The sequence below is a fragment of the Inconstantimicrobium porci genome (genome assembly GCF_009696465.1).
GTDB lineage: Bacteria > Bacillota > Clostridia > Clostridiales > Clostridiaceae > Inconstantimicrobium > Inconstantimicrobium porci.
The window spans coordinates 112,738-136,783 of the sequence record NZ_VULX01000001.1; the positions used below are offsets into that span (position 1 = coordinate 112,738).

Below are 24,046 nucleotides of genomic sequence, written 5' to 3' on the forward strand. Positions count from 1 at the left end.
TTAATTAACAGCAGGGGATTAAATCTCCGCCAAAGCATTCACAGATTGAGTCTAGACACCAAAGGTTCAAGCATAAATTACAGAAGTCATCTGAATTATTGTTTTGTCTGTATTGTCTTTCATATGAATTATTTCTTCCGCGTATAGAATTTAAAGTCTGACGATATTCAAAGTTATTAGGATCTAATGAACATGCAGTACTGATATAATTAACAGCGCTGTCATACCAGCCCTTCTGGAATAATACTAATCCATAAAGGTAGTTCCATTCTGCATCTCTTGTTTGTATCTGAGTTAATTTAGCTTCTGCTTCAGAAATTCTTCGCTGATTTATAAGTACTCTTATTTGTCTGTAATCATATGCGCTGTTTGAGTAGTTATTCTGCTGGCTACTATAAGTGTTGTTTGAACCTTGAGGATTCTTCATAAGCGAATCATAAGCTTCATTTATTTCTCTCATTTTTTCTTCAGCCAATTCTTTAAGTGGGTTTGTACCATATTGGTCTGGATGATATTTTTTTGCTAGTTCTCTATATGCTTTTTTTATTTCGGCTTCAGAGGCGTTTTCATTGACACCTAATACTTCATATGGGTTTCTCATATTATAACACTCCTTCATGTTGTTTTATGTTATTATCTGGATCGTACTTTGAAAGAATCTTTAAGTTTTTATCCATTATTCCATAAAACAATATATTGTTTATTATTTCTATATCTTTAACAAAATTGATTTTCTTTATTATATCACAGCATTGAGATGCACATGAGAGCAGAATAAATTTAATTCTTTCTTTTTCTTTATAAAAGAATACTTCAAAAGAATCTCTGTCTTTGTTCATGGAGCTGTTTAAAGCATTGTACTTATCCTTTTTCATGTCATCTTTTAAATCGTCCAGTGCGTCTATTATATAAATCCACTTTCCTAAATTATATCCGAGTGCATACAGGTCTTCTCTAAGATCCATGCTGTCGTTAAATAATTTATATGGGTAGTTCTTAAATAAAAAACCTGTAAGTGATGCAAATGGATGGGCGATTTCATCAATACATTTATCAGTAGATGATTCAAGTATGCTTAAATTGTTAAGTTCTTCTTTAATTTTATCATTAATATAAGGATAATCTTTGACAAATTTATTTTTTGATTTTTTTAAAATTATACTAATTATTTTTGCTTTAATACTCTTATCGTCATAAACATCATCAAGCATTTTATAATAAAATAAGCTTACATTTAAGAATGAAGCATAGTTTAGTGCTTTTACATTTACAGCTTTAATTTTCTTCTTTGTTGGATGAAGAGCACATTTGAATGGTTCATATATAGTCTTATCAGAACTTAGTGCATCAAATAGCACTGCAATAAATGTCATATCATAATTTAATGACATTCGTGGTAAATCTCCGAAATTAGATTTTATTTCATGACACAGACCGCAGTAATATGCTTTGAATTTTTCATAATCTTTAATCTTTAATTCCATTTTAAATGGAGTTACATAGCCAAACAATTAATCAGCTCCTCATATTAAATAAATATATCTAATTATATCAAAAAAAGACTGATAATAAAATAGCATGACTGTGTAAAATTATGGCGTAAAATATGATTTTTTTCTTAATTTACTTTTAGAAAATTAATATAAACTTAATAATATTACATGAAATATAAATCTAACAAAGCTTTCTTTACTTAATCTAATGGAAGTGATAAACTAAAAATATAATATTTTGCTTGAGGAGGAAGTTGGTATGGCTAAATATAAAGTTGGTGACGAATTAATAATAGTAAATGACCCTACTAAGGAAGCTCAAAAACTTAAGGATTTAAGTACACTTACTGTAGATGGTGATTATGCACAGTTCTGCTGGGGTTTAAAAATAGTTGATGTAGAATATGATAAACCTAATGTTACATTAACATATAAAAGTGTTGATGGAACAATAAATAAGGTATTTGCTGTATGTAATGATATAGAAAATTTTGATCAGCAGATGGTATTAGAAAAGGCTCTTCTTAAGGCTTTTCAAAATGAAATAATAAATGTTTCAGTAATAAAAAATACATTAAATAAAAATAAGAATAAATAATATAAATAAGTTTAGAAAATAAATTCATGAGAACGGTTTTTATTTTACACTTGTTTTTATGAATTTATTTTATGTTTAGAGATAAGGTGGATTCATGGATATTTTTATAGGAAGGCAGCCTATCTTTGATAGGAATTTAAAAGTTGTAGGGTATGAACTACTATATAGAAATGGTAATGTAAGTAGCTATAACTGTGATGATGGTGATAGAGCAACCGAAAATTTATTATATAACGTTTCTTCTATGGGTCTCAGATTATTATGCTGTAATAAAAGTGCATTTATAAACTTTACTCAGAAGACACTTGTTAACAAACTTCCTAGGTTACTTGACAAAGATTATCTCATTGTAGAGATACTAGAAGATGTGGATTTGAATGAATCTGTAATAGAAAGCTGTAAAATGATGCGTAAAGAAGGTTATAGATTTGCAGTTGATGATTATGTCTATGAAAGGGATATTATGCCTATAATAGATTATATAGATATAATCAAAGTTGATTTTCTGCAGAATGACTATTTGAATAGAAAACGTATTATTGATAAGTATAAAAAGAAACATAAAAAAATACTTGCGGAAAAGATTGAAACAAGAGACGATCTAAAACAAGCACTTGAACTAGGATATGATTATTTTCAGGGATACTTTTTCTGTAGGCCTGATACATTAAAGGGTCATGATGTATATTTAAATGAGGTTAAAATAATAGAATTATTTAGCGAACTTTATAAGGAAGAAGTCAATTTTGACAGAATAGAAAAATTAATAAGATATGATGCTGGTATGGTTTATAAATTATTAAAATATGTTAATTCATCATATTTTGGGTTTGCGCAGGAAATTTCTTCGGTAAGACAGGCTATATCACTGCTTGGTAAAGAAGAAATGAAAAAGTGGGTAACATTTGTTGGACTTGGTGGTGATGGAAAGGGCTCTGAAGATGATGAAAGAGCTAAACTTGGTATGATACGTGGAAAGTTCTGTGAAAATTTATGTGCATCTATTGAACCGTCGCAGATGGAATCGGCATTTCTTGTTGGGATATTCTCAACTATTGATGTACTTTTAGGTGTAGAGATGAAGGATGTAATTCATGATTTACCACTTGAAAAAGATATTAAAGAAGCACTCTTGGGAACGAACAATTTCCTTGGAACAATTCTTAATGTTGTTTTGCAGTATGAAAAAATGCAGGATTATACATCAGAGTACAACAAGCTTATTACATATAACAGCAGTATAACAGAGAAAACTGAGGAGGATATTGCTGAGATGTTTTTAAAAAGTTTACAATGGACACAAAACATATTTTAAAAAAAATGTTGTATTATATGGTAATATATAGTATAATTGGTGGAAATAAAACGTGGTTGAGGGTGATAGCTATGAGTAATTGTCCATTTTGGTCAAATGATTCACACGCATTCAAATGTAATAGTGAATGTCCGTTTTCTGAGTCTTATGATAAGGATGAAAATGAATGTCCATTTAAGTCATTATATAAAGATGAAAGTTATGGGGGAGAAGTTCAATACACTTCGAATAGGTAATTCCATGTATATAAAAGGTTATTGAAGAGATTCAATAACCTTTTATATTGTTCAGATATAAATTTGAGTTATATAAAAGTATATTATTTTGTCAATAATGTATGTATACTATCTTTATAAAAGCATAAACAACATACTTAAGCAAGGAGGATTAATTATTGAAGTTAGACAGGTATCAGGAGCATGCAGTAAAATCAGATGAAAAAAACATGGTTATCATTGCACCTCCAGGCAGTGGGAAGACAACTGTTATTTTAAACAGGATAAAATTTCTTATAGAAGAAAAGAGAATTAATCCTAATAATATAATAACAATTACTTTTACAAAAGCGGCAGCAGTTAATATGAAGGAAAGGTATATTGCTGAAAATGGAAATGGAAAGGTACCTTTCTTTGGGACTTTTCATGGGCTGTTTTATAAGCTTTTGGGAAGGCATAATAAGAATATAAAACTTATTGATCCTGGTGAAGGCTACAGAGTGGTTGAACGGGTATTAAGCAAGACTTTAGCAGAAATATCAGAAGAGAAGGTAAAGGAAGTTCTTAATAATATTTCAAATTATAAATGTTCTCATGGTTCAGGAGGAGGTTTTAAGTCATCAATAGACGAGAATTTGTTTATGCAGTGTTATAATGCTTATGAAGAAAATAAGAACGAAAAAGGTATGATAGATTTTGACGATCTTCAGCTTGAATTCAGAAAATTGCTATATGAGGATGAAAATATAAGGCGTGGTTATCAGAGACTGTTTAAGCATATCCTTGTTGATGAGTTTCAAGACTGCGATGCAATTCAAATTGAAATCCTGCAGCTTCTAAATAAGAATAATTATATTTTTGCTGTTGGCGATGAAGATCAGTGTATTTATTCTTTCAGAGGTTCACAGCCGGAATGTATGCTACAGTTTGATAAGTATTTTAGCGATGGCGAAAAAAAATATCTTTCATATAACTATAGAAGTACTGAAAATATAGTTGAGTATTCAAAAAGAATAATTGCTAAAAATAAAATGAGAAATAATAAAAAGTTTGAAGCATTCAGGCATGATAAAGGTGAACTCTTCTACAACATACCATTCAATGAAGAACAGCAGTGCTCTGATATAATATCTAAAATAAAGAAATATGTTTCATTAGGCGACAAGCTCTCAGATAATGTTGTTATTTACAGGACAAATGTGGAGAGCAGGAGTCTTATCGATGGATTTATTAAAGAAAATATATTTTTTTCTTTCTTAGATAAGGATTATAATTTTTTTGATCATTTCGTATGTCAGGATATTCTATCGTATTTAAAACTGTCTGTTGATCCATATGATATTGATGCATTTATAAGAATTATAAACAAGCCGTTTAGATATATAAGCAAGACTGCTTTAGAAGAGGTTAGGAGATCAGCTGGTAGAGGAAACAATTTTGATATTCTTAAGGATATAGATTACATAAAGCCATTTCAGAAGAAAAAGATTGATGACCTCAAAATCGATATTTCAGGACTTAACAGGATGTCACTAAAAACGGCTATTGATTTTGTACTTAGTACATTGGGTTACAACGACTATCTTGTTGAATATGCTATGAAGTATAAACTAAATATTGATGAAATTTTTAATATTGTAGACGAGTTTAAGAGCGCAGCAGAAGGCTATAACTCAATTAATATGCTTTTAGCACATGTAGAAGAGACAAATCAGCGTCTTGAGGATATAAAAAAGGATAAGACTCGTGACAGTGTGCTATTTAGCACAATTCATGGAGTTAAAGGAAGAGAATTCAAGAATGTATTTATCATTGATGTTGCTGAAGATTTTATCCCCTATAGAACTAATGATAATATAGAAGAAGAAAGAAGATTATTTTATGTAGGCGTTACTAGAGCTATAAATAATTTATATATCTATTCTCCAAAGATGATAAATGGCAAGTTTAGAAATTCAAGTGTATTTGTAACAGAAGTCAATGCTGATGATTTTAACATAAAGTCAGAGGATAGATATAAAGGTGGAGACAAAGTTACACACAAATCATTTGGAGAGGGAACTGTTATAAGTATAGAAGGAGAGAACATCTCTATATTGTTTAATGACAAAATTAAAAGAACATTTAACATAAATGTTCTTGAAAGAAATAATCTTATAGAAAAGAGATTTTAAGAAGAATTTGTCCTCTTATTTGAAAACTCCCGCAGGGGAGTTTTTTACGTTTCTTTGAACTATTAGTTCTGCTCTCATAATTATTATTTTAATCAATTAATATATTTATGTAATAAGAATAGGCTAAGATTAAAGAATGTTTCTCTTATCAGTTTGGAAGTCCCGTTCTTTTTCTTGATTTCTTGGATTTAACTGAGTTGATAAGTCTTGTAATTGTTGAGACAAATATAACTCCAAGTGCGAGACAGCCTGCTGATGCAATTGTACTTATCATCATTGTAACTGAGGTTGAGATATTTCCTTTTATTACTTCATACATTGTATAATACATACCACTTCCAGGTACAAGAGGAATTAGGGCACATATGACAAATGTAGTAACTGGTGATTTGAATGTTCTTGCACATATTTCAGAGTAGATACTGAAGATTACAGCTGATGTAAAGAAGGCCGTATATAATGAAAAGCCATTATTAAGGCATAGTTTATAGATAAACCAGCTTAATCCACCGCCTAGTGATGCAAAAAGCAGGTTTTTTCTACCGATATTAAATATTATACCAAAACCGAATGTGGCAAATACAGCAACAATACTTTCAATAATCATAAGATTCTACCTCCAATATATTTCATCCATAAACTTAACACTGAACCAGTTCCAACAGCAATTGAAACAGCAACAAGAAAAGCATCAGCAGCTCTTGAAAGGCCAGAAACCAAATCTCCGGCAATAGTGTCCCTTATGGCATTTGTAATTGAAAGACCGGGGACAAGAAGCATTATAGAACCTATGATTATAGTATCAAGGTTGCTTCCTAATTTAAACTGCATGAATATTAGTGCCATTAGTGCACTAATTCCTCCACATATACTGTTTACAAAGAATTGATTTATATTAAGTCTGCCAAATAAGTTTGCAGTAAATTTTATAACAATCCCTATCAGGAATGAACATATTACATCTTTTATGTCTCCACCAAATAGAAAAGTAAAACCAGATGCTGCTACTGCAGAAAAGAGCACATCTATATAATTTGGATATCTTGGTGATTTTGATATTATATCAAGTTCCTGCTTTAATTTTTCTACAGGTATTTTATTAACTTCAATAGTTCTTGAAAGTTCATTGACGAGATCTATCCTTTCAAGGTTTACGCTTCTGTTAGTTACTCTTTTGACCATAGATATAGTATCATTATTTTCGTTAGATGCAGAACAAATTATTCCTGTAGGAGTAACATAACTTTCGGCATCTTGTAAGCCATAAGAACTACATATCCTTGTTATGGTTTCTTCAACCCTGTATGTTTCGCCGCCACTTTCAAGTATAATCTGTCCTGCATATGAAGCGACTGCTAATATTTTATTTATACTCATATGTAATTATCTCCTTCTGACAGATTTAAAGGTCATTTTGACTGTATTATATCATAGTATAACTAGAAGTAGAATATTTCGAATTATATGTTGAAATAAATAATTTAAAAATCTATAATATAGATAATATTTAATGTAAAAATTGGGGGAAAAAATATGAACTACAAAAGGTTGTGTGATACAGACAAAGAAATAGCTGATCTTATTGATGAAGAGAAAAAGAGACAGCAGAATGGAATAGAACTTATTGCTTCTGAGAATTTCACAAGCGAAGCTGTAATGGAAGCAATGGGTTCATACTTAACAAACAAGTATGCCGAAGGATATCCTGGAAAGAGATATTATGGCGGCTGCTATGTTGTTGATAAGGTTGAAAAACTTGCAATTGAGAGGGCTAAAAAGTTATTTGGAGCAGAACATGCTAATGTTCAGCCACATTCAGGTGCACAGGCAAATATGTCAGTATATTTCGCAGTGCTGCAACCTGGAGATACCGTTATGGGAATGAATTTAAGTCATGGAGGACATCTTACTCATGGTGCACCTGTAAATTTTTCAGGAAAGACATATAATTTTGTTTCTTATGGAGTAAATCATGAAACAGAAACGATTGATTATGATGAGGTAAGAAAGACAGCGTTAGAAGTAAAACCAAAACTAATTGTAGCAGGAGCAAGTGCTTATTCAAGAATTATTGATTTTAAGAGGTTCAGAGAGATTGCAGATGAAGTTGGCGCTTATTTGATGGTAGATATGGCTCATATAGCTGGTCTTGTAGCAGCAGGACTTCATCCATCACCTGTTCCTTACTGTGATTTTGTCACAACTACAACTCATAAGACTTTAAGAGGACCAAGAGGTGGAATGATACTCTGCAAAGAAAAATATGCTAAGGCAATTGATAAAGCAGTATTTCCAGGAATTCAGGGTGGACCTTTAGAACATGTTATAGCAGGTAAGGCAGTATGTCTAAAGGAAGCTCTTGACAGCGATTTTAAAGTGTATATAAATCAGGTAGTAAAGAATGCTGCTGCTTTAGCAGATGCTTTAAAATCATATGGCTTTAAGCTTGTTTCAGGTGGTACTGATAATCATCTTATTCTTATAGATTTAAATAATAAGAATATCACAGGAAAAGAAGCAGAAAGTCTTCTTGATTCTGTTGGTATAACTGTCAACAAGAATACAGTACCTAATGAGACTAGAAGTCCTTTTGTAACATCAGGTGTAAGAATCGGAACTCCTGCAGTAACTACAAGAGGATTTAAAGAAGATGATATGAAGGAAATTGCATCAATTATTAATGATACTATAGAGCATAGGAATGAAGATTTGTCAGCAGTAAAAGAAAGAGTTAAAGTGCTGTGCAGAAATCATCCATTATACTAGAATCAAAAATATTTAAATTAATAAAGATTGCAGGTTATATGTAGGTACGATACATTTAGGGAATTGATCTGCAATCTTTGTAGGATATTTTAAAGAGTATGCTATTTATGAATATACTATTAAATAGCATACTTTGTATGTATGAACTGTAACTATTGTGTTAAAATCTGTTTAATGTGAATTATTTTTAAGGGGGAATAGGTTATATGGAGGATAACAGAGTTGCTGTTATTTATAAATCAAGGTATGGTAGTGCAAAAAAGTACGCACAAAAAATAGCATCGCTTGTACATGGTGATTTATTTGAAAGGAAAGAAGTTAAGTTTGGTGAAATACCGTATTATAATACTATTGCTTTTGTAGGTTCAGTTTATGCTGGCAGAATTTCTGGAGCAGATGTTATTGCTAAAAATATGGATAAAATCGAAGATAAGAAGGTTGCAGTAATTGCTGTTGGTATGTCAAAGATGAACAAAGAAGCCATTGATACTTTATTTAAGAATAACTTTAATGAAGAACAACTAAAAAGTATTAATTGTTTTTATCTTAGAGGCGCACTAGACATCAATAAGCTTAATTTTTTTGACAAGCTGATCATGAAATTAATGAAAAAGAAAGTGCAGAAAAATACACAAAGCCTCACTGATGATCAGAAAGAATTTATAGCATTATTAGAAAATCCATATGACTGGACTGATAAGGAAGACATAAATCATATAATAGATTATATTAATTCATAAAAAGTATATGGTATAAAAAATTACAAAATCACATATTATTTAGGTATATTACACTAAATTATATATCTAAAGGAGGAATCAATATGGAGTTATATGATGAAATTTTAAAGGATAAGGAAGTTAGTTATTTCGATTTGAAAAAGAAATATGGCAGCAAAGAAAACGTTAACGTAGATAAAGAGATTGATAATCTTATTAAAGATGGTCTTGTTATTGAAGATGAAGGCCTTATTATTTTAGTAGAATAGTATTTTTTATTGAAAGCGATATTTACAATATGAAATTCATAGATTTACATTGTGATACAGCATCGATGATGTATTATAAAAAACAGCATCTTATGAAAAATTATTTTTCTATTGATACCGAAAAGTTAAAAAAGGGAAATGCCTCAGCACAGTTTTTTGCATTTTTTATTGATAGTAAAAAACTTGAGATAAAAAAAGAATTTGATAATATGTATGATAATTTTATGCATGAGATGGAAAGTTCCTCTGATATATGTATTGCTGAAAGTTATAATGACTATAAAAATAACGTTCTTAAGAAGAAGATTTCTGCTTTGCTTACAATTGAAGAAGGCCAGGTACTTGAGGGATGCATGAATAATCTATATGATGCTTATGAAAAAGGCATAAGACTGATAACACTTACTTGGAATTATGAAAACAGCATTGGTTATCCAAACTGCAGGAAAGAATTTATGAATTTAGGACTTAAAGAGTTTGGAATCAATCTTATTAGCGAAATGAACAGACTTGGTGTTATAATAGATACATCACATCTTTCTGATGGTGGTTTTTATGATGTGGCAAAGTTCAGTAGAAAACCTTTTGCTGCAAGTCATTCTAACAGTAGAGAGGTAAGGAATCATCCAAGAAATCTTACTGATGATATGATTAGGGTTTTGGCAGATAAAGGCGGTATAATGGGACTTAACTACTGTAATTCTTTCGTTGGAAGTGAGAAGATTACATCTATAGAAGGACTTATTAATCATGTTAGCCATATCGTTAATGTAGGTGGCCAGGAAGTGATTGCTCTTGGAAGTGATTTTGACGGTATAGAAAATGAGGTTGAGTTTAAAAATCCATCTCATATTGATATGTTCTATACTGCACTTCAAAGGAAAGGGTATAGTGACGATTTTATTGATAAGCTATTTTATAAAAATGCAGAAAGATTTATAAAAGACGTTTTATAGTAGAATAGGAGTACATTATGGCAGATTTAAGTGGCAAAACAGCTGTTATTACAGGTGGATCAAGAGGTATAGGCAGAGCTATTGTAGACGAGTTTTTGAAGTCTGGAGCTTATGTTATTTTCACTTATAACAATAGTGAAGAACAATCAAATGAGATTGTAAAGAATTACAAAGAAAAAGGATTCTTTCTTGAAGCACACAAGGTAAATCTTAATGATTATAATAATATATTAAGATTTTATGATGATGTTATTTCTCGAAGAGGAAGTATAGATATACTTGTAAATAATGCTGGAATATCAAAAGTTGGTTTATTTATGGATATGACAAAGGAAGATATTGATGAGATAGTAGAAACTAATTTTACTGGAACTATTTATCTTACTCAATTTATAGTTAAGAAGATGGTTATGCAGAAAAAAGGCTGTATTCTTAACATTTCATCAATATGGGGAAATACAGGTGCATCTTGTGAATCGGTTTATTCTGCTACAAAAGGTGGCATAACCATGTTCACAAAATCTCTAGCGAAGGAGCTTGGCTCATGCAATATTAGAGTTAATGCACTTGCTCCCGGTGTTATAAAGACAGAGATGAATGAATGGATGAATGATGAAGAAAAAAGAGAGTTATGCGATGAAGTACCGTTAAACAGATTTGGTGAAAAAGATGAAGTTGCTAAATGTGCATCATTCTTATGCAGTGATGATGCATCATATGTCAGCGGACAGGTATTAACTGTGGATGGAGCAATGCTATAGAGAAAAAGAGAAGGAACTCAGCTAAAGACTGAGTTCCTTCTCTTTTTCAATGCCAAGTGCCAGATGCCAAATGAAGGAGGCCATTCCACGAGGCTGAAGCTTGTGAAATAGCTTAACTATTAATGGAGGGTAAAACCTCCAAGCCTCCTGTGAAATTGCTGAACGCAATTCCACATAAACTCATGTTCAAGATTTGTGGTTGCTTAGGTTTTGTTAATTTTACTATTTTGATTTAATATATTATTTTATGAGTTCATCAACGCCAATTAGTTGATGGTTTGTTTGCTTAAAGGCTTTCATGATATTCTTAACAGGTGTATTATCTTCATAAGTGTAATCAACATAGCCGTTTTCATCTATATCTGAAAGCTTGATGAATTTAAACTCTTTATATGGATGAACAAAAACACTAGCTAATGAAAATGTTGAATCTTTTAAGATGTCTTTAGTTACTGCTTCACCATGTTCATCTTTTACGTAGCCAATTGGTGCAGGTACGTAAAGAGATTTATCTGTTTTAATTGGATTGGCATTCCAGTATCCTGAGTAAGGCTCATACATAATTGAAAAATAGTTTTCAAGAACTTTCTGCTGTTTTCTTACAGCATGGTAATGAGGACTTTCAAAGAATTTAACTGGTATATTTAAAGTGTTTGCTGTATTTAAGGCATTCTCAGCAATTGCTCTGACATCACTTTCTTTAGTATTAATTCTCCATGTCATTTCACTTCCTACAGCACTTACTGTATCACCGTTCTGGTGAGTATATCCATGAAGTCCTATAGTGGCACCTCTGTAAATTAAATGATCAAGAGTGCTGATGAATTCATAATTGCTGAATGTATCGTTTGTCAGCAGGTTATTATCTACATTCTTACCTGGATTCTTGTATCTAGGTATCCAGGTAACATTGTACTTACTACCTATAGAATAAAGATAATCTCCTAGTATTCTGAACTTTTCAAAGTTAGTGTCTTCTTCCTGACCGCTGCCGGCAGAAACATCTTCAAATCTTATAAGAGCAACTTTTGCAGTTTCATTTGACGACTTAGCAGGTGCACTTATATTTTTATGATCAGTAAACATATAAATTTTCTTTTCTTTTAAGTCCCAGTGAGTTCTAAGGTTCAGCATGTCTGCAATATCGTTTATTGAAATATACTGAGTATTGTTTATAGTAATGCTTTTTCCACGAAGTTTGTGTTCAGTGTCATTGATAATAAATGATTGCTTTTCTAAATCAACATGAGCATTACCACATTTAAAACTACTGTTTCCTGTGGATTTTACATCTAGATTCATTGCTTTTAATACTTTTTCAGGATTTACATAATATCTAAGGTTTAATTTATAGATGTCATCTGAGATGTTTAATTCCTTACCATTATAAACAATGTGGATGCTGTTTTCCTTTTGTGCTGTCATATTAACAGGCTTATAAGTGATTTTTTTCTCTGGCAGTGCAGTTTTGTTTTCGACCACATTGTTTTTTGTAACAATATGAGTAACTGCACTTTGTCTTAATACTATTATTTTGCCAACTACAAATACTAAGAATGCAGCAATAAGTATAAGCAGTGTTTTTAATATTTTTGATAAGATACTTTTACTCTTTTTCAAAATTGAGTCCCCCTAAGTTAGAATATTTAACTGATATCAGTTATTTTGTTATTAGATTAGAGAGAAAAGAAAATAGCATGAAACTCCCCTACTCATATCTCTGCTCTCAGATCTCTAATCTTTTATAGTTCAGTTTTGCTAATAGATTTACCTATTGAAGTATATTGTTTTAAAATACCGTCTATTTTTCTTCTGTGTATTTATTTAATGAGAAGTAGAATAGTACTCCGTCTTTTGTGTTCATTACTCCGAAAACGCTTCTATGTTGTGTAAGAATTGTTTTGACTATAGAAAGACCAAGACCGTTGCTTCCTTGTGCACGGCTTCTTGCTTTATCAACTCTGTAAAATTGTACCCATATTTTTTCAAGATCTTCAGTTTTTATGTGTGTGCCAGTATTTTCTATTGAAAAGACAACTGTATTATCTTTTTCAGATAAAGACACATTTACATGTTCATTTTCAGGGCTGTATTTAATTGCGTTTGTCACAAAGTTTTCAATAACACTTTCTATTTTGAAACTGTCACCAATAACCATTTCTGATTCTTCTGAAATGTTATTTAAGATGAAAGATAAGTGTAAATTGTGTTTTTCGAAACTGTTTTTATGCTTCATCAGAATATTTGAGATTAGTTCCCGAATATTAAATGGTGCCATTTTAAAAGTCATATTTTCAGCTTCAAGTTTTGAGAGTTCAAGCATATCCATTATAAGTTTATTCATTTTATTTGCTTCATCTATAATTGTATCAAGGTATAAATCACGGTTTTCGCCTTCAACTATATTATCCTTTAAGCCTTCTGCATAGCCTTCAATTATTCCAAGTGGAGTCTTAAGTTCATGTGAGGCTCCTGCTATAAATTCTTTTCTCATTTTTTCAAGTTTACGTTCACGTTCGATATCTTTTGTAAGTTTTTCGTTTTTTGCACGTAACTCTGAAAGTGCAGATGAAAGATTAGCAGAAAGGATATTGATGCTTTTTCCTAATGTGCCTATTTCATCTTCTCTGTCTTCCTGACATTTAGAAGAAAAGTCAAGCTGGGACATTTTCTTAGCCTTATTGGTAATTTTTATAAGAGGCTTCGATACCATATTTGAATAGATTAAGCTTAGCACAAGACAGAAGAATAAAAGGAATATAAATACGTAGAAATAAAACTGTTTAATAATGGAGCTTGCTTCATTAATAGTCTGGAAAGAGCTGAGAGCCATTATTACAGAATCATTTTTGCTATATAGCGAAAATGGTGCGATACAGACGATATGTTTTAAGCTGGTATCCCTGTCCTCCATAATTGTGCAGAATGGTTTGTCAGAATTCTGCAGTGAAGGTATAAAATTTTCATCACTGCTTAAGTTTCTGAAAATATTAGCAAGTATAGTTATATTTTTTTTCTGCCATTCTGAGTTCTTATCAAGTACATACTTTATTTCTCCCTCAGGTGTAAGTATGCCTAACTTTGCTACATTTGATGATTCAAACTGAGCAATTGCATTGTACAGGCTTTCATCACTACTTATGTTGTAGGAAGTTTCCTGCATGAATTTTGATAAGTTGTTCATAAGTGTGTTCTTTTTTCTGTTTGCATAAAATGTATCAAAGTATAGTATTTGAAAAATCATTGAGAATGAGAAAAATACTATAAATAAGGTGAATGTAATTAAAAAGAGCTTTTTAGAGATTGATTTTTTGCATGAATCAAGTTCCATTTATTTCACCTCAAGTTTATATCCACTGCCACGTACAGTTGCTATATAATTAGCTTTATCCTTTAACTTTTCACGAAGTCTCTTAATGTTAGTATCAACAGTTCTAATGTCGCCAAAGTAATCCATGCCCCATACGTTATCTAGTATTTTATCTCTTGTAAGAGCAATACCTTTATTTTCTATTAAATATAGAAGAAGTTCAAATTCCTTTGGAGATAAATTTATAACATCATCATAAACTTTAACTTCATGAGAAAGCTTGTTTACAGTAAGTCCGTTTAAATCAATAAGTGCAGAGTCCTTCTCTGTCACAGTCCTTTTTAATAATGCCTTTATTTTTGCAATTAGTACTTTTGGACTAAAAGGCTTAGTTACGTAGTCATCTATGCCTAAGTCATAACCGTGAAGCTTATCTTCTTCTTCTGATTTTGCTGTAAGCATTATTATTGGTGTTGATGTTTTACTTCTTATAAATTCTGCGACTTCAAAACCATCCATTTTGGGCATCATGACGTCAAGAATCGCAAGAGTTATATTATTAGATGAAAAGAGGTTAACTGCTTCTTCGCCATCTTTTGCTTCGACAACATTATAGTTTTCCCGTAAAAGATAATCTCTTAAAAGTATTCTGATCCTTATTTCATCTTCTGCTATTAAAATCGTCTCTTTCATTACCTAACAACTCCTTTCGATTTGTTTATATTATATTACAAAAACGAAGTATAATAAATATGTTGAAATTGTTTATCATTATATTATACAATTGAGGTTAGATATAAAGAATGGGAGAAATTTAATGATAGACATAAGATTTGATAATAAAGAATTTGATTTAAAAAATGGACTTAAATTAATAACAGTTAAAAAAGATACAGAACTGTTTTCAATAGATATAGGAATAAAAATCGGGGCATACTATGAAAATGATAAAAACAGAGGTATTTCTCATTTTATAGAACATATGCTTTTTAAAGGTACAAAGAAGAGAAATAATGAACAATTAAATAAGGAGCTTGAATTTTTAGGTGGAGAATACAATGCTTATACTAATTATAACACTACAGTATTTAATGTAAGTTGTCTTAAGGAGGAATGTAGAAATGCAGTTGAACTTTTAGGTGACATGGTAATGAATTCTGTATTTGACGAAGAGGAAATGAAAAGAGAAAAGGGTGTTGTAATTTCTGAAATAAGAAGTGCGAGAGATGATGTTGCTGAATTTAGTGCCAATCAGGCATTTAACTACGCATTTGAGAGAAGCCCTTTAAGGTATGAGGTTGCAGGTTTTGAAGACATAGTATCAGGTTTTACAAGGGATGAACTTTTAGAATACTATAAGAATAATTATACTCCTGATAATACAGTTATTACTGTTGTGTCACCATTTGATCATAGAACAGTATATAATATGATCAGTGATGAATTTTCACAGTGGACTGGTACATGCAGTATTGATAGAAGTATAATAAGAGAAGATAATAAAAATGAGGAATTTGTTTCTTGTAGAAAAGATATAGAACAGAGTACAATAACAATAATATATTCATTTATTGACCTTGATAAAGAAGATGAACTTGCACTTAAAATACTTAACCATCAGCTTGGTGAAAGTGCTAACTCTATATTGTTCAGAGAACTTAGAGAAAAACGTGGTCTTGTATATGATATTTATACTGACCTTGACTTATGTCACAATGCAAAGACTTTATGTATCTATACAGCAACTCATGACAGCAAGGTGGAAGAAGCTAAGGATGCCATCTTTAAATGTATTGAAGAGGTGAAAAATGAGAAGATTATATTTAATGAAAGAACTCTTGAACTTATGAAAAAAGTTCATAAGACGTCAGTGATATCAACATTTGAAGATGGTAGTGATCTTGGGAATTACATCCTTACTCAGAATCTTGAAGGACAGAATATCTATGAATTTTTAGAGGATATGAACAAACTTGAAAGGTTGGACAGTGCTGATATATATAAAGTGGCAAGAAAAATATTAAATAAACCTACAGTATACATGTTAAGAGGATCTGATACAGATGAGTAAAATTACAAAGATAGAAATTCAAAAAAGGAATAAGAACAGGGTTAATGTATATATAGACGAAGAATTTTCATTTGCATGTGATATGGAACTTGTATATAAATTTGGATTAAATAAGGATTCCGTGATTAATATGGATGAATTAAGGGAAGTATTAAAAGAGGAAGAATATATTTCATGTAAAAACTCTGCACTAAGAGTTCTTGAAAAGACATATAAAACTGAAAAAGAGATAGTTAAAAAACTCAAGGACAAGGAGTATAGTGAAGAGGCTATATCAAGAACGCTGGAATTTCTGACAAAGTATGATTTTATCAATGATAATCGTTATGCATCAATGTTTGCTAGAGACAAGGTTAAGACTCAGGGTAAGAACAACATAAAATACAAGCTTATTCAAAAAGGGGTAAGTGAGGATATAATTATGGATGTCTTAGGAAGTCTTAGCGATGATGATGAATATGATACTGCGTTGAATTTATGTACAAAGAAGTACAATATTCTTCTAAAAAGCAACAGTGACAAAAATGTTGTTAAACAGAAATTGTTTAGATTTATGTTATCAAAGGGATACGACTATAATTTGTGCAATAAAATAGTTAAGAAAGTATTAAATATAGATATTTGGGAGTAAGAAAATATGTCTGGTAAATTCAATAGTATTGATTTGCTTCTTGTAATAATTTTTATGCTGCCTATAGTACTTGGTTTTGTGAACAAGTTTAATTCGTATGACAGTAAGCAGGAAGTTTATGGTTTTGAAAAAAATATTATTCTGCTGATAGCAGGCATTACATGTCTGTTTTGGGCAGACAGGGGAACAGTAATCAATCAAGTGATGGATGCTTTAAGAAAAAATTCCGTTCTAGCTTCATTTGCTGACAGTTTTCCTAAGTTATTTTTCTTTTTAGTTTTCTTTATAGTCTTGGCTATATTATATTATACGCTTAAGCTTATAGTTTACGCAGTTAATAATGTGGTGATTTTTCCACTACTTGATGGTGTTGACAGTTTTTCAAGGAGAAGATGTTCACTGCTTGGAAGTGTTCTTGGGGCGCTTTTCTCTATTCCTAAATCAATTATATATATTATAATTGTTTGTTTTGTTCTTAGTTTTATGCCATTTAAAATAGGTAATTTATCAGTTAGCGACAGCAATATATATAACATGGTACAGAAAAAGGCTATAGATCCTATTAAGAATTCAAGCATAGTATCACAGCTACCAAGGCTGCTTAACAACTCTTTAAAGATAAAAGTAGTTAATGAAGATAATAATAGCCATTCGCAAAACTCAGATGATGCTGTGCCAGGTAATGGCCGTAATGTCATTGTTTATTACAACGGAGTGACTTTAGATCAGGGAATAAAAAGCAATGATGAAATTAACAGTAAGGCTGCGCAGATTACAGCAGGAAAGTCTGACAGCAGGAGCAAAGCTCTTGCAATATATAAATGGATTGGCAGCAACATAACTTATGATGATAATAAGGCAAGCTCTGTACTTAGTGGGCAGTCTGTGAAAAATTCTGGTGCGATACCAGCATTTAATGAAAAGAAGGGAATATGTTTTGATTATGCCTGCCTTTTCGTTGCAATGTGCAGAAGCCAGGGCTTAAAGGTAAGAGTAATAACAGGTGAAGGATTTAATGGATACCAGTGGGTAAGCCATGCGTGGAATCAGGTATATTTACCTGAAGCTGGAGAATGGATAAATGTTGATCCAACATTTGCAGTAGCAGGAAACTACTTTGATAATAAGAACTTCTACAGAGATCATAAACAGAAGCAGGTTGCAGGGCAATGGTAATACTAAAATTAAATTTACACTCTAAAATTTAGAATTTAATCAAAATATTTTTCGTAATCAAAAAATAAGCTCAGTTTTAAGAAAATATTTCTTGAATCTGAGCTTTTTCATATACTATATATTATTCTAAGCGCTTGATTATCAGGTTGATTGCTTTTTCGCAGTCTGTATCTGAATTGTTTAGTGCCCATGATAGATTGAAGTATCTTAGTGCTGATTTATAATCATCAATTTGAAGATAGCAGTATGCAAGATTAAAAAAGTATTTTGAATCCTGTGAGAGTTTCAGCGCCTCTCTTAAAATGAGTATTGCTTCCTTAAAATTCTGTTGCTTTATTAGGCAGACTGCTAGATTATAATATGAACTTGAAGTGTTTTCATTTTGTTCTATTGCCTTTTTATATAGTTTTATAGCTTTTGCATAATTTTGATTGCTATATTGTTCATTTCCTTCAGAAAAAAAATTCATAATACCTCCTTATATTTGTCCAGGGTATCATTTATACTATTTTTATTTTATCAAAAGACCTATTTTTGCTTAATAAATAATACTTAATTAAAAGCATTTTATAATGAGGTTTTATATTTATCGTATTATGTAAAAACATTGATAGGGTTTTGGTACAATTTCTTCGTTTATAGTAAATAAATGTATATACAACACCCTGAATAAGTAAAAAATATATTATGTAGTAATTATTGACAATAAAAAGGGTGTGTATACTTGATAATATATTAAAAAATATTTAAAATATGCTAGATTATATATGCAAAAATAGAATATAATAGTCTTATAATTTAATGGTTTAAAGGGCTTATTTTTATATATTTGCAAGAAAAGACTTTAGACCACTTAAAATAAACAAGGGGGAAAAATTGATGAAAGTATTACATCTAGGACTTGATGTTGGATCTACAACAGTAAAGCTAGTTGTTATTGATGATAATAATAAAATACTTTATTCAAAGTATACCAGACATTTTTCTGACATTAGAAGTACAATAATCAATATTGTGACAGATGCATACAGCCTTTTACAGGATGAAGAAGTCACTGTTACTGTTACTGGTTCGGGGGGATTATCTGTATCAAAATGGTTAGGTGTTAAATTTGAACAAGAAGTTATTGCCTGCACAAAAACTGTAGAGACTTTTATACCTCAGACAGATGTCGTTATAGAACTTGGTGGTGAAGATGCCAAAATTACTTATTTTGAAGGTACTATTGAACAGAGAATGAACGGAAGCTGTGCTGGTGGTACTGGTGCATTTATCGATCAAATGGCTACACTTTTAAAGACTGATGCCATGGGGCTAAATGAAATGGCCAAAAAGCATGCGATGATATATCCTATAGCTGCAAGATGCGGTGTTTTTGCTAAAACTGATATACAGCCACTAATAAATGAAGGAGCAAAAAAAGAAGATATTGCAGCATCTATTTTTCAGGCAGTAGTTAACCAGACAATCAGTGGTCTTGCATGCGGTAAACCAATAAAGGGAAAGGTTGCATTCTTAGGTGGACCGTTATGCTTCTTGTCTGAGCTTAGACAAAGATTTATAGAAACTTTAAATCTTAAGGAAGATGAAGTTATATTTCCAGAAAATCCACAGTTATATGTGGCTCTTGGTGCAGCACTTTTATCTAAGAATCAAGATAAGACAACATACAAAGATCTTATGAATAAAGTTGAAAATTTAAAAGATGTAAGTGATTCTGATGTTGCGAGACTTGATCCACTATTTAAGAATAAAGAGGAATATAAGGAATTTAAAAATAGACATGATAAAGCAAAGGTTGAAAGAGAAGATCTTAATTCTTATAAAGGAAATGCATTTTTAGGGATAGATGCAGGTTCTACTACTACTAAGGTTACTCTAGTCAGTGAAGAGGATAAAATTCTTTATTCTCATTATGGAAGTAATGATGGAAGTCCATTAAATAAGACTATAGAAATACTTAAAGATTTATATAAAAAGCTTCCGAAGGGAGTTAAAATTGCCAATACATGTATTACAGGATATGGTGAAGCGCTTATTCAGGCAGCTCTTCATGTGGATTTAGGAGAAATTGAAACAATAGCACATTGCAAAGCAGCACAGCATTTCCAGCCTGATGTTGATTTTATACTAGATATTGGTGGACAAGATATGAAGTGTCTTGTAATAAAAAATGGTGTTATTGATAACATAATGCTTAACGAAGCATGTTCTTCAGGATGTGGTTCATTTATAGAAACATTTGCAAAATCTCTTAATATTAAAATAGAGGATTTTGCTAAGGAAGCACTTTTCTCAGAGGCTCCAGTTGATCTTGGATCTAGATGTACTGTATTTATGAATTCAAAAGTTAAACAGGCTCAAAAGGAAGGGGCAACTGTAGGAGATTTATCTGCAGGACTTTCATATTCAGTAATTAAGAATGCTTTATTTAAGGTTATAAAGATAAGAGACCCTAAAAAGATGGGTAATAATATCGTTGTGCAGGGTGGTACATTCTATAATGATGCAGTTTTAAGATGCTTTGAAAGAGTATCAGGAAGAAATGTAATAAGACCTGATGTTGCTGGACTTATGGGAGCATACGGAGCTGCTATAATTGCTAATGACAGATGGGACAGAAAAACTGAAAGTACACTTCTTAAGAGTGAAGAACTTGAAACTTTTGAGTTTGACAATGAAATGAAAAGATGTGGAAAGTGTGCAAACAACTGTATGCTTACAATAAGTAAGTTCTCAAATGGTGAAAAATTTATAATTGGAAACAGATGTGATAGAGGATTAGGTATTGAATTAAAGAAGAATGACATTCCTAATTTATATAAGTATAAGTTTGCAAGAACATTTGGATTCAAACCATTAAAGGAAGAAGAAGCTAAACGTGGTGTTGTGGGAATACCAAGAGTGCTTAATATGTATGAAAATTATCCATTCTGGTTTACTTTATTCACAAAGCTGGGATTTAGAGTTCAGCTTTCAGCAGTTTCAACTAAGAAGATTTATGAAAAGGGTATTGATACAATACCATCTGAATCAGCATGTTATCCGGCTAAGATTGTTCATGGACATATTATGGATCTTGTAGAAAAAGGAGTTAAATTCATATTCTATCCATGTATTGCATATGAGGAAGCACAGCAGAAGAGAGCTGATAACCACTATAACTGTCCAATGGTAACATCATATCCAGAAGTTATAAAGAACAATATGGATATGATTAAGGAAAAGAATATAGATTTCAGAAATCCATTCTTCTCACTTAACAATAAGGAAAAGCTTAAAAAACGATTATATGATGAACTTGATGGTTTCGATATTACGCAGGAAGAAATTGAGACTGCGCTTGATGCAGCATGGGCTGAAAAAGATAAATATCGTGATGATATAAGGAAAAAGGGAGAGGAAACTCTCGAATACCTTAAGAAAACTGGCAGAAAGGGAATAGTTCTTGCCGGAAGACCTTATCATGTTGACCCTGAAATTAATCATGGAATAGCAGATCTTATAACTGGATTTGGTATGGCAGTTTTAACTGAAGATAGTGTTTGCCATCTTAACAATGCAGACAGACCATTAAGAGTTGTTGACCAGTGGGCTTACCATTCAAGACTATATGATGCTGCATCATTTGTAAGAACTCAAAAGAATCTTGAACTTATACAGCTTAATTCGTTTGGATGCGGACTTGATGCAGTTACAACAGACCAGGTTCAGGAGTTATTAAATGAATATGGTAAGATTTATACAGTTATCAAGATTGATGAGGTAAATAATCTTGGAGCAATCAAGATAAGACTTAGATCTTTAAAGGCAGCAATAGAAGAAAGAGACAGAAAGAATTATAATCCTGAAAAGCAGGATTTATCATATAAAAAAGTTGAATTTACTAAAGAAATGAGAAAGAAGTATACAATTTTATCACCACAGATGTCACCAATACATTTTGATATAGTACAAAAGGCATTTGAAATCTGCGGTTATAACCTTGAGGTGCTTCCATCAATTGATAAGGATGCAACAGAAGAAGGGCTTAGATATGTTAATAATGATGCATGTTATCCATCTATACTTGTAGTAGGACAGATTATACATGCCTTAAAATCAGGCAAGTATGACCATAATAGTACTGCAGTTATAATCAGCCAGACTGGTGGTGGATGTAGAGCAACTAACTATATTGGATTCCTTAAGAAAGCTCTTAGAGAAGCTGAACTTTCAAATATTCCAATTATCTCACTTAATCCTGTAGGAATGGAAAAACAGCCTGGATTTACAATCAACCTTAAGCTTGTAAACAGGGGACTTATGGCTCTTGTCTATGGTGACTTATTCATGAGAGTGCTTTATAGGGTTCGTCCTTATGAAAAAGTTAAGGGTTCAGCAAATGAACTTCATGAGAAGTGGAAAAAGAAAGCTATTGAGAATGTAATGAATGGCAGCAAACGTGAATTCAAGAAGAACATCGCACAAATCGTAAAAGATTTTGACAATCTGCCAATACTTGATATTAAGAAGCCTAAGGTTGGTATCGTTGGAGAGATTCTTGTTAAATTCCATCCAACAGCAAATAATAATGTGGTAGATGTGCTTGAAAATGAAGGTGCAGAAGCTGTAATGCCTGATCTTCTTGATTTCTTCTTATACTGCGCATATGACGCAGAATTTAAGAGAAAATATCTTGAAGGAACAAGAAAAGATGAGTTAGAAAATAATATAGGAATATGGTATATTGAAAGATTTAGAAAGACTCTTAAGGAAGAACTTAAGAAGTCTAAGAGATTTTCAGCACCATCAGATATACGTCATTTAGCATCTCTTGCTCAGAATATACTTTCAGTTGGAAATCAGACTGGTGAAGGATGGTTCCTAACTGGAGAAATGCTTGAACTTATTGAAGAGGATGTAAACAACATTCTTTGTATTCAGCCATTTGCCTGTCTTCCTAACCATGTTACAGGAAAAGGAATGATAAAGGCTATTAAGGCTAGAAATCCTCTTGCCAACATAGTGGCAGTAGACTATGATCCAGGTGCAAGTGAAGTTAACCAGCTTAACAGAATTAAGCTTATGCTTTCAGTTGCTAACAAGAACATTAACAAAGAGAAGCAGGAAGCAGAAGAAGCTTATAGTGAAGCAGCTGCAACAGATAATGATAAGAATTAAGATTTCTTATTATGTGTCATAAAAAGTAATATGGTTGACATTTTTTATATTACTGGTATATTATATATAGTAAATATAAGTCTAAACAGATTGAATTAAAAGTAAAGACATTGAAAAAGAGGAGTAAGAATAGAACGATATTTAGAGAGGAAAGTTTATAAGCTGAAAGACTTTCTATATTAGTTATTCTGAAGGTAGCTTTTGAGTTTCTCCGCTGAAATTTACAGTAAGCAGAGACGGTTAATACCGTTATATTTCTTGAGTGTCTGCATAGTTAATGCTATTGTTGTATGCAGAAATAAAGGTGGTACCACGAGTCTTCGTCCTTTTTAGGATGAAGGCTCTTTTATATTTTATCAGCAAACTAATACATAAATTAGGTAACTATCAGTTTACATCAATACTTGGAATAGATCAGAGATTAGAACG

The 24,046-nt window shown here is 31.5% G+C and carries 21 protein-coding genes and 1 other annotated feature; of the genes, 13 read left to right on the top strand and 8 right to left on the bottom strand.

Annotated elements, in window-relative coordinates:
- Positions 1 to 4: 4 nt before the first annotated feature.
- Both FYJ33_RS00580 and FYJ33_RS00585 read right to left on the bottom strand, forming a co-directional pair.
- Complete coding sequence (locus FYJ33_RS00580) at positions 5 to 601, bottom strand: J domain-containing protein (protein WP_154529824.1); 597 nt, start codon at positions 599 to 601, stop codon at positions 5 to 7.
- 1 nt (position 602) lies between these two features.
- On the bottom strand, positions 603 to 1,511 hold the full coding sequence (locus tag FYJ33_RS00585) for a DUF5685 family protein (RefSeq protein ID WP_154529825.1): 909 nt from the start codon (positions 1,509 to 1,511) through the stop codon (positions 603 to 605).
- 241 nt (positions 1,512 to 1,752) lie between these two features.
- Here FYJ33_RS00585 and FYJ33_RS00590 point away from each other — a divergent pair, with 241 nt between their 5' ends.
- From FYJ33_RS00590 to FYJ33_RS00600, 4 genes are all read left to right on the top strand, one after another.
- Positions 1,753 to 2,091 carry a hypothetical protein gene (locus FYJ33_RS00590; protein ID WP_154529826.1) on the top strand — a complete coding sequence of 113 codons (339 nt, stop codon included), beginning with the start codon at positions 1,753 to 1,755 and terminating at the stop codon, positions 2,089 to 2,091.
- 94 nt (positions 2,092 to 2,185) lie between these two features.
- The gene (locus tag FYJ33_RS00595; protein WP_154529827.1) at positions 2,186 to 3,406 is read left to right on the top strand and encodes an EAL and HDOD domain-containing protein; all 1,221 of its coding nucleotides are present in this window, start codon (positions 2,186 to 2,188) and stop codon (positions 3,404 to 3,406) included.
- 71 nt (positions 3,407 to 3,477) lie between these two features.
- Complete coding sequence (locus FYJ33_RS16005; RefSeq protein WP_206046577.1) at positions 3,478 to 3,642, top strand: hypothetical protein; 165 nt, start codon at positions 3,478 to 3,480, stop codon at positions 3,640 to 3,642.
- Between the two features lie 158 nt (positions 3,643 to 3,800).
- Positions 3,801 to 5,795 (top strand): ATP-dependent helicase, encoded by a 1,995-nt coding sequence (locus tag FYJ33_RS00600; protein WP_154529828.1) that lies wholly within the window; start codon positions 3,801 to 3,803, stop codon positions 5,793 to 5,795.
- A 148-nt stretch (positions 5,796 to 5,943) separates the two neighbouring features.
- Here FYJ33_RS00600 and FYJ33_RS00605 read toward each other — a convergent pair whose 3' ends face one another.
- Positions 5,944 to 6,402 (bottom strand): threonine/serine exporter family protein, encoded by a 459-nt coding sequence (locus FYJ33_RS00605; protein ID WP_154529829.1) that lies wholly within the window; start codon positions 6,400 to 6,402, stop codon positions 5,944 to 5,946.
- Complete coding sequence (locus tag FYJ33_RS00610; protein ID WP_154529830.1) at positions 6,399 to 7,172, bottom strand: threonine/serine exporter family protein; 774 nt, start codon at positions 7,170 to 7,172, stop codon at positions 6,399 to 6,401. Before FYJ33_RS00610 ends, FYJ33_RS00605 begins: the two co-directional genes overlap by 4 nt.
- A gap of 156 nt (positions 7,173 to 7,328) precedes the next feature.
- Here FYJ33_RS00610 and glyA point away from each other — a divergent pair, with 156 nt between their 5' ends.
- From glyA to ymfI, 5 genes are all read left to right on the top strand, one after another.
- A complete protein-coding gene (gene glyA, locus FYJ33_RS00615; RefSeq protein ID WP_154529831.1) occupies positions 7,329 to 8,561 on the top strand; it encodes a serine hydroxymethyltransferase in 1,233 nt (410 codons plus the stop codon).
- 206 nt (positions 8,562 to 8,767) lie between these two features.
- Complete coding sequence (locus FYJ33_RS00620; protein WP_154529832.1) at positions 8,768 to 9,301, top strand: flavodoxin domain-containing protein; 534 nt, start codon at positions 8,768 to 8,770, stop codon at positions 9,299 to 9,301.
- A gap of 83 nt (positions 9,302 to 9,384) precedes the next feature.
- Positions 9,385 to 9,549 carry a hypothetical protein gene (locus FYJ33_RS00625; protein ID WP_154529833.1) on the top strand — a complete coding sequence of 55 codons (165 nt, stop codon included), beginning with the start codon at positions 9,385 to 9,387 and terminating at the stop codon, positions 9,547 to 9,549.
- Positions 9,550 to 9,578: 29 nt separating this feature from the next.
- Complete coding sequence (locus tag FYJ33_RS00630; protein ID WP_154529834.1) at positions 9,579 to 10,505, top strand: dipeptidase; 927 nt, start codon at positions 9,579 to 9,581, stop codon at positions 10,503 to 10,505.
- A gap of 17 nt (positions 10,506 to 10,522) precedes the next feature.
- Positions 10,523 to 11,266, top strand: coding sequence for an elongation factor P 5-aminopentanone reductase (gene ymfI, locus FYJ33_RS00635; protein WP_154529835.1), 744 nt, complete (start codon positions 10,523 to 10,525; stop codon positions 11,264 to 11,266).
- Positions 11,267 to 11,506: 240 nt separating this feature from the next.
- Here the strand turns inward: ymfI and FYJ33_RS00640 are convergent, their stop codons facing one another.
- The 3 genes from FYJ33_RS00640 to FYJ33_RS00650 form a co-directional block, all read right to left on the bottom strand.
- Positions 11,507 to 12,886, bottom strand: coding sequence for a DUF2334 domain-containing protein (locus FYJ33_RS00640; RefSeq protein ID WP_154529836.1), 1,380 nt, complete (start codon positions 12,884 to 12,886; stop codon positions 11,507 to 11,509).
- Between the two features lie 181 nt (positions 12,887 to 13,067).
- On the bottom strand, positions 13,068 to 14,597 hold the full coding sequence (locus FYJ33_RS00645) for a sensor histidine kinase (protein WP_154529837.1): 1,530 nt from the start codon (positions 14,595 to 14,597) through the stop codon (positions 13,068 to 13,070).
- Positions 14,598 to 15,269 (bottom strand): response regulator transcription factor, encoded by a 672-nt coding sequence (locus FYJ33_RS00650; RefSeq protein ID WP_154529838.1) that lies wholly within the window; start codon positions 15,267 to 15,269, stop codon positions 14,598 to 14,600.
- 124 nt (positions 15,270 to 15,393) lie between these two features.
- Here FYJ33_RS00650 and FYJ33_RS00655 point away from each other — a divergent pair, with 124 nt between their 5' ends.
- The 3 genes from FYJ33_RS00655 to FYJ33_RS00665 are packed head-to-tail and all read left to right on the top strand — an operon-like array spanning position 15,394 to position 18,454.
- Positions 15,394 to 16,647, top strand: coding sequence for a M16 family metallopeptidase (locus FYJ33_RS00655; protein WP_154529839.1), 1,254 nt, complete (start codon positions 15,394 to 15,396; stop codon positions 16,645 to 16,647).
- Complete coding sequence (gene recX, locus FYJ33_RS00660) at positions 16,640 to 17,278, top strand: recombination regulator RecX (RefSeq protein ID WP_154529840.1); 639 nt, start codon at positions 16,640 to 16,642, stop codon at positions 17,276 to 17,278. Before FYJ33_RS00655 ends, recX begins: the two co-directional genes overlap by 8 nt.
- A gap of 6 nt (positions 17,279 to 17,284) precedes the next feature.
- Complete coding sequence (locus tag FYJ33_RS00665; protein WP_154529841.1) at positions 17,285 to 18,454, top strand: transglutaminase-like domain-containing protein; 1,170 nt, start codon at positions 17,285 to 17,287, stop codon at positions 18,452 to 18,454.
- Between the two features lie 121 nt (positions 18,455 to 18,575).
- Here the strand turns inward: FYJ33_RS00665 and FYJ33_RS00670 are convergent, their stop codons facing one another.
- A complete protein-coding gene (locus FYJ33_RS00670) occupies positions 18,576 to 18,923 on the bottom strand; it encodes a tetratricopeptide repeat protein (protein WP_154529842.1) in 348 nt (115 codons plus the stop codon).
- 410 nt (positions 18,924 to 19,333) lie between these two features.
- On the opposite strand from FYJ33_RS00670, the gene FYJ33_RS00675 reads away from it, so the two are divergent.
- The gene (locus FYJ33_RS00675) at positions 19,334 to 23,617 is read left to right on the top strand and encodes a 2-hydroxyacyl-CoA dehydratase (RefSeq protein WP_154529843.1); all 4,284 of its coding nucleotides are present in this window, start codon (positions 19,334 to 19,336) and stop codon (positions 23,615 to 23,617) included.
- Between the two features lie 101 nt (positions 23,618 to 23,718).
- Positions 23,719 to 23,948 (top strand) — a binding site (T-box leader).
- Positions 23,949 to 24,046: the final 98 nt, after the last annotated feature.

Excerpts from the sequence above, each read along its gene's own strand:
- FYJ33_RS00580 (WP_154529824.1), bottom strand. The coding sequence starts at position 601 with ATGAGAAACCCATATGAAGTATTAGGTGTCAATGAAAACGCCTCTGAA.
- FYJ33_RS00590 (WP_154529826.1), top strand. The coding sequence starts at position 1,753 with ATGGCTAAATATAAAGTTGGTGACGAATTAATAATAGTAAATGACCCT.
- FYJ33_RS00595 (WP_154529827.1), top strand. The coding sequence starts at position 2,186 with ATGGATATTTTTATAGGAAGGCAGCCTATCTTTGATAGGAATTTAAAA.
- FYJ33_RS16005 (WP_206046577.1), top strand. The coding sequence starts at position 3,478 with ATGAGTAATTGTCCATTTTGGTCAAATGATTCACACGCATTCAAATGT.
- FYJ33_RS00605 (WP_154529829.1), bottom strand. The coding sequence starts at position 6,402 with ATGATTATTGAAAGTATTGTTGCTGTATTTGCCACATTCGGTTTTGGT.
- FYJ33_RS00610 (WP_154529830.1), bottom strand. The coding sequence starts at position 7,172 with ATGAGTATAAATAAAATATTAGCAGTCGCTTCATATGCAGGACAGATT.
- glyA (WP_154529831.1), top strand. The coding sequence starts at position 7,329 with ATGAACTACAAAAGGTTGTGTGATACAGACAAAGAAATAGCTGATCTT.
- FYJ33_RS00620 (WP_154529832.1), top strand. The coding sequence starts at position 8,768 with ATGGAGGATAACAGAGTTGCTGTTATTTATAAATCAAGGTATGGTAGT.
- FYJ33_RS00625 (WP_154529833.1), top strand. The coding sequence starts at position 9,385 with ATGGAGTTATATGATGAAATTTTAAAGGATAAGGAAGTTAGTTATTTC.
- FYJ33_RS00630 (WP_154529834.1), top strand. The coding sequence starts at position 9,579 with ATGAAATTCATAGATTTACATTGTGATACAGCATCGATGATGTATTAT.
- ymfI (WP_154529835.1), top strand. The coding sequence starts at position 10,523 with ATGGCAGATTTAAGTGGCAAAACAGCTGTTATTACAGGTGGATCAAGA.
- FYJ33_RS00645 (WP_154529837.1), bottom strand. The coding sequence starts at position 14,597 with ATGGAACTTGATTCATGCAAAAAATCAATCTCTAAAAAGCTCTTTTTA.
- FYJ33_RS00650 (WP_154529838.1), bottom strand. The coding sequence starts at position 15,269 with ATGAAAGAGACGATTTTAATAGCAGAAGATGAAATAAGGATCAGAATA.
- FYJ33_RS00655 (WP_154529839.1), top strand. The coding sequence starts at position 15,394 with ATGATAGACATAAGATTTGATAATAAAGAATTTGATTTAAAAAATGGA.
- recX (WP_154529840.1), top strand. The coding sequence starts at position 16,640 with ATGAGTAAAATTACAAAGATAGAAATTCAAAAAAGGAATAAGAACAGG.
- FYJ33_RS00665 (WP_154529841.1), top strand. The coding sequence starts at position 17,285 with ATGTCTGGTAAATTCAATAGTATTGATTTGCTTCTTGTAATAATTTTT.
- FYJ33_RS00670 (WP_154529842.1), bottom strand. The coding sequence starts at position 18,923 with ATGAATTTTTTTTCTGAAGGAAATGAACAATATAGCAATCAAAATTAT.
- FYJ33_RS00675 (WP_154529843.1), top strand. The coding sequence starts at position 19,334 with ATGAAAGTATTACATCTAGGACTTGATGTTGGATCTACAACAGTAAAG.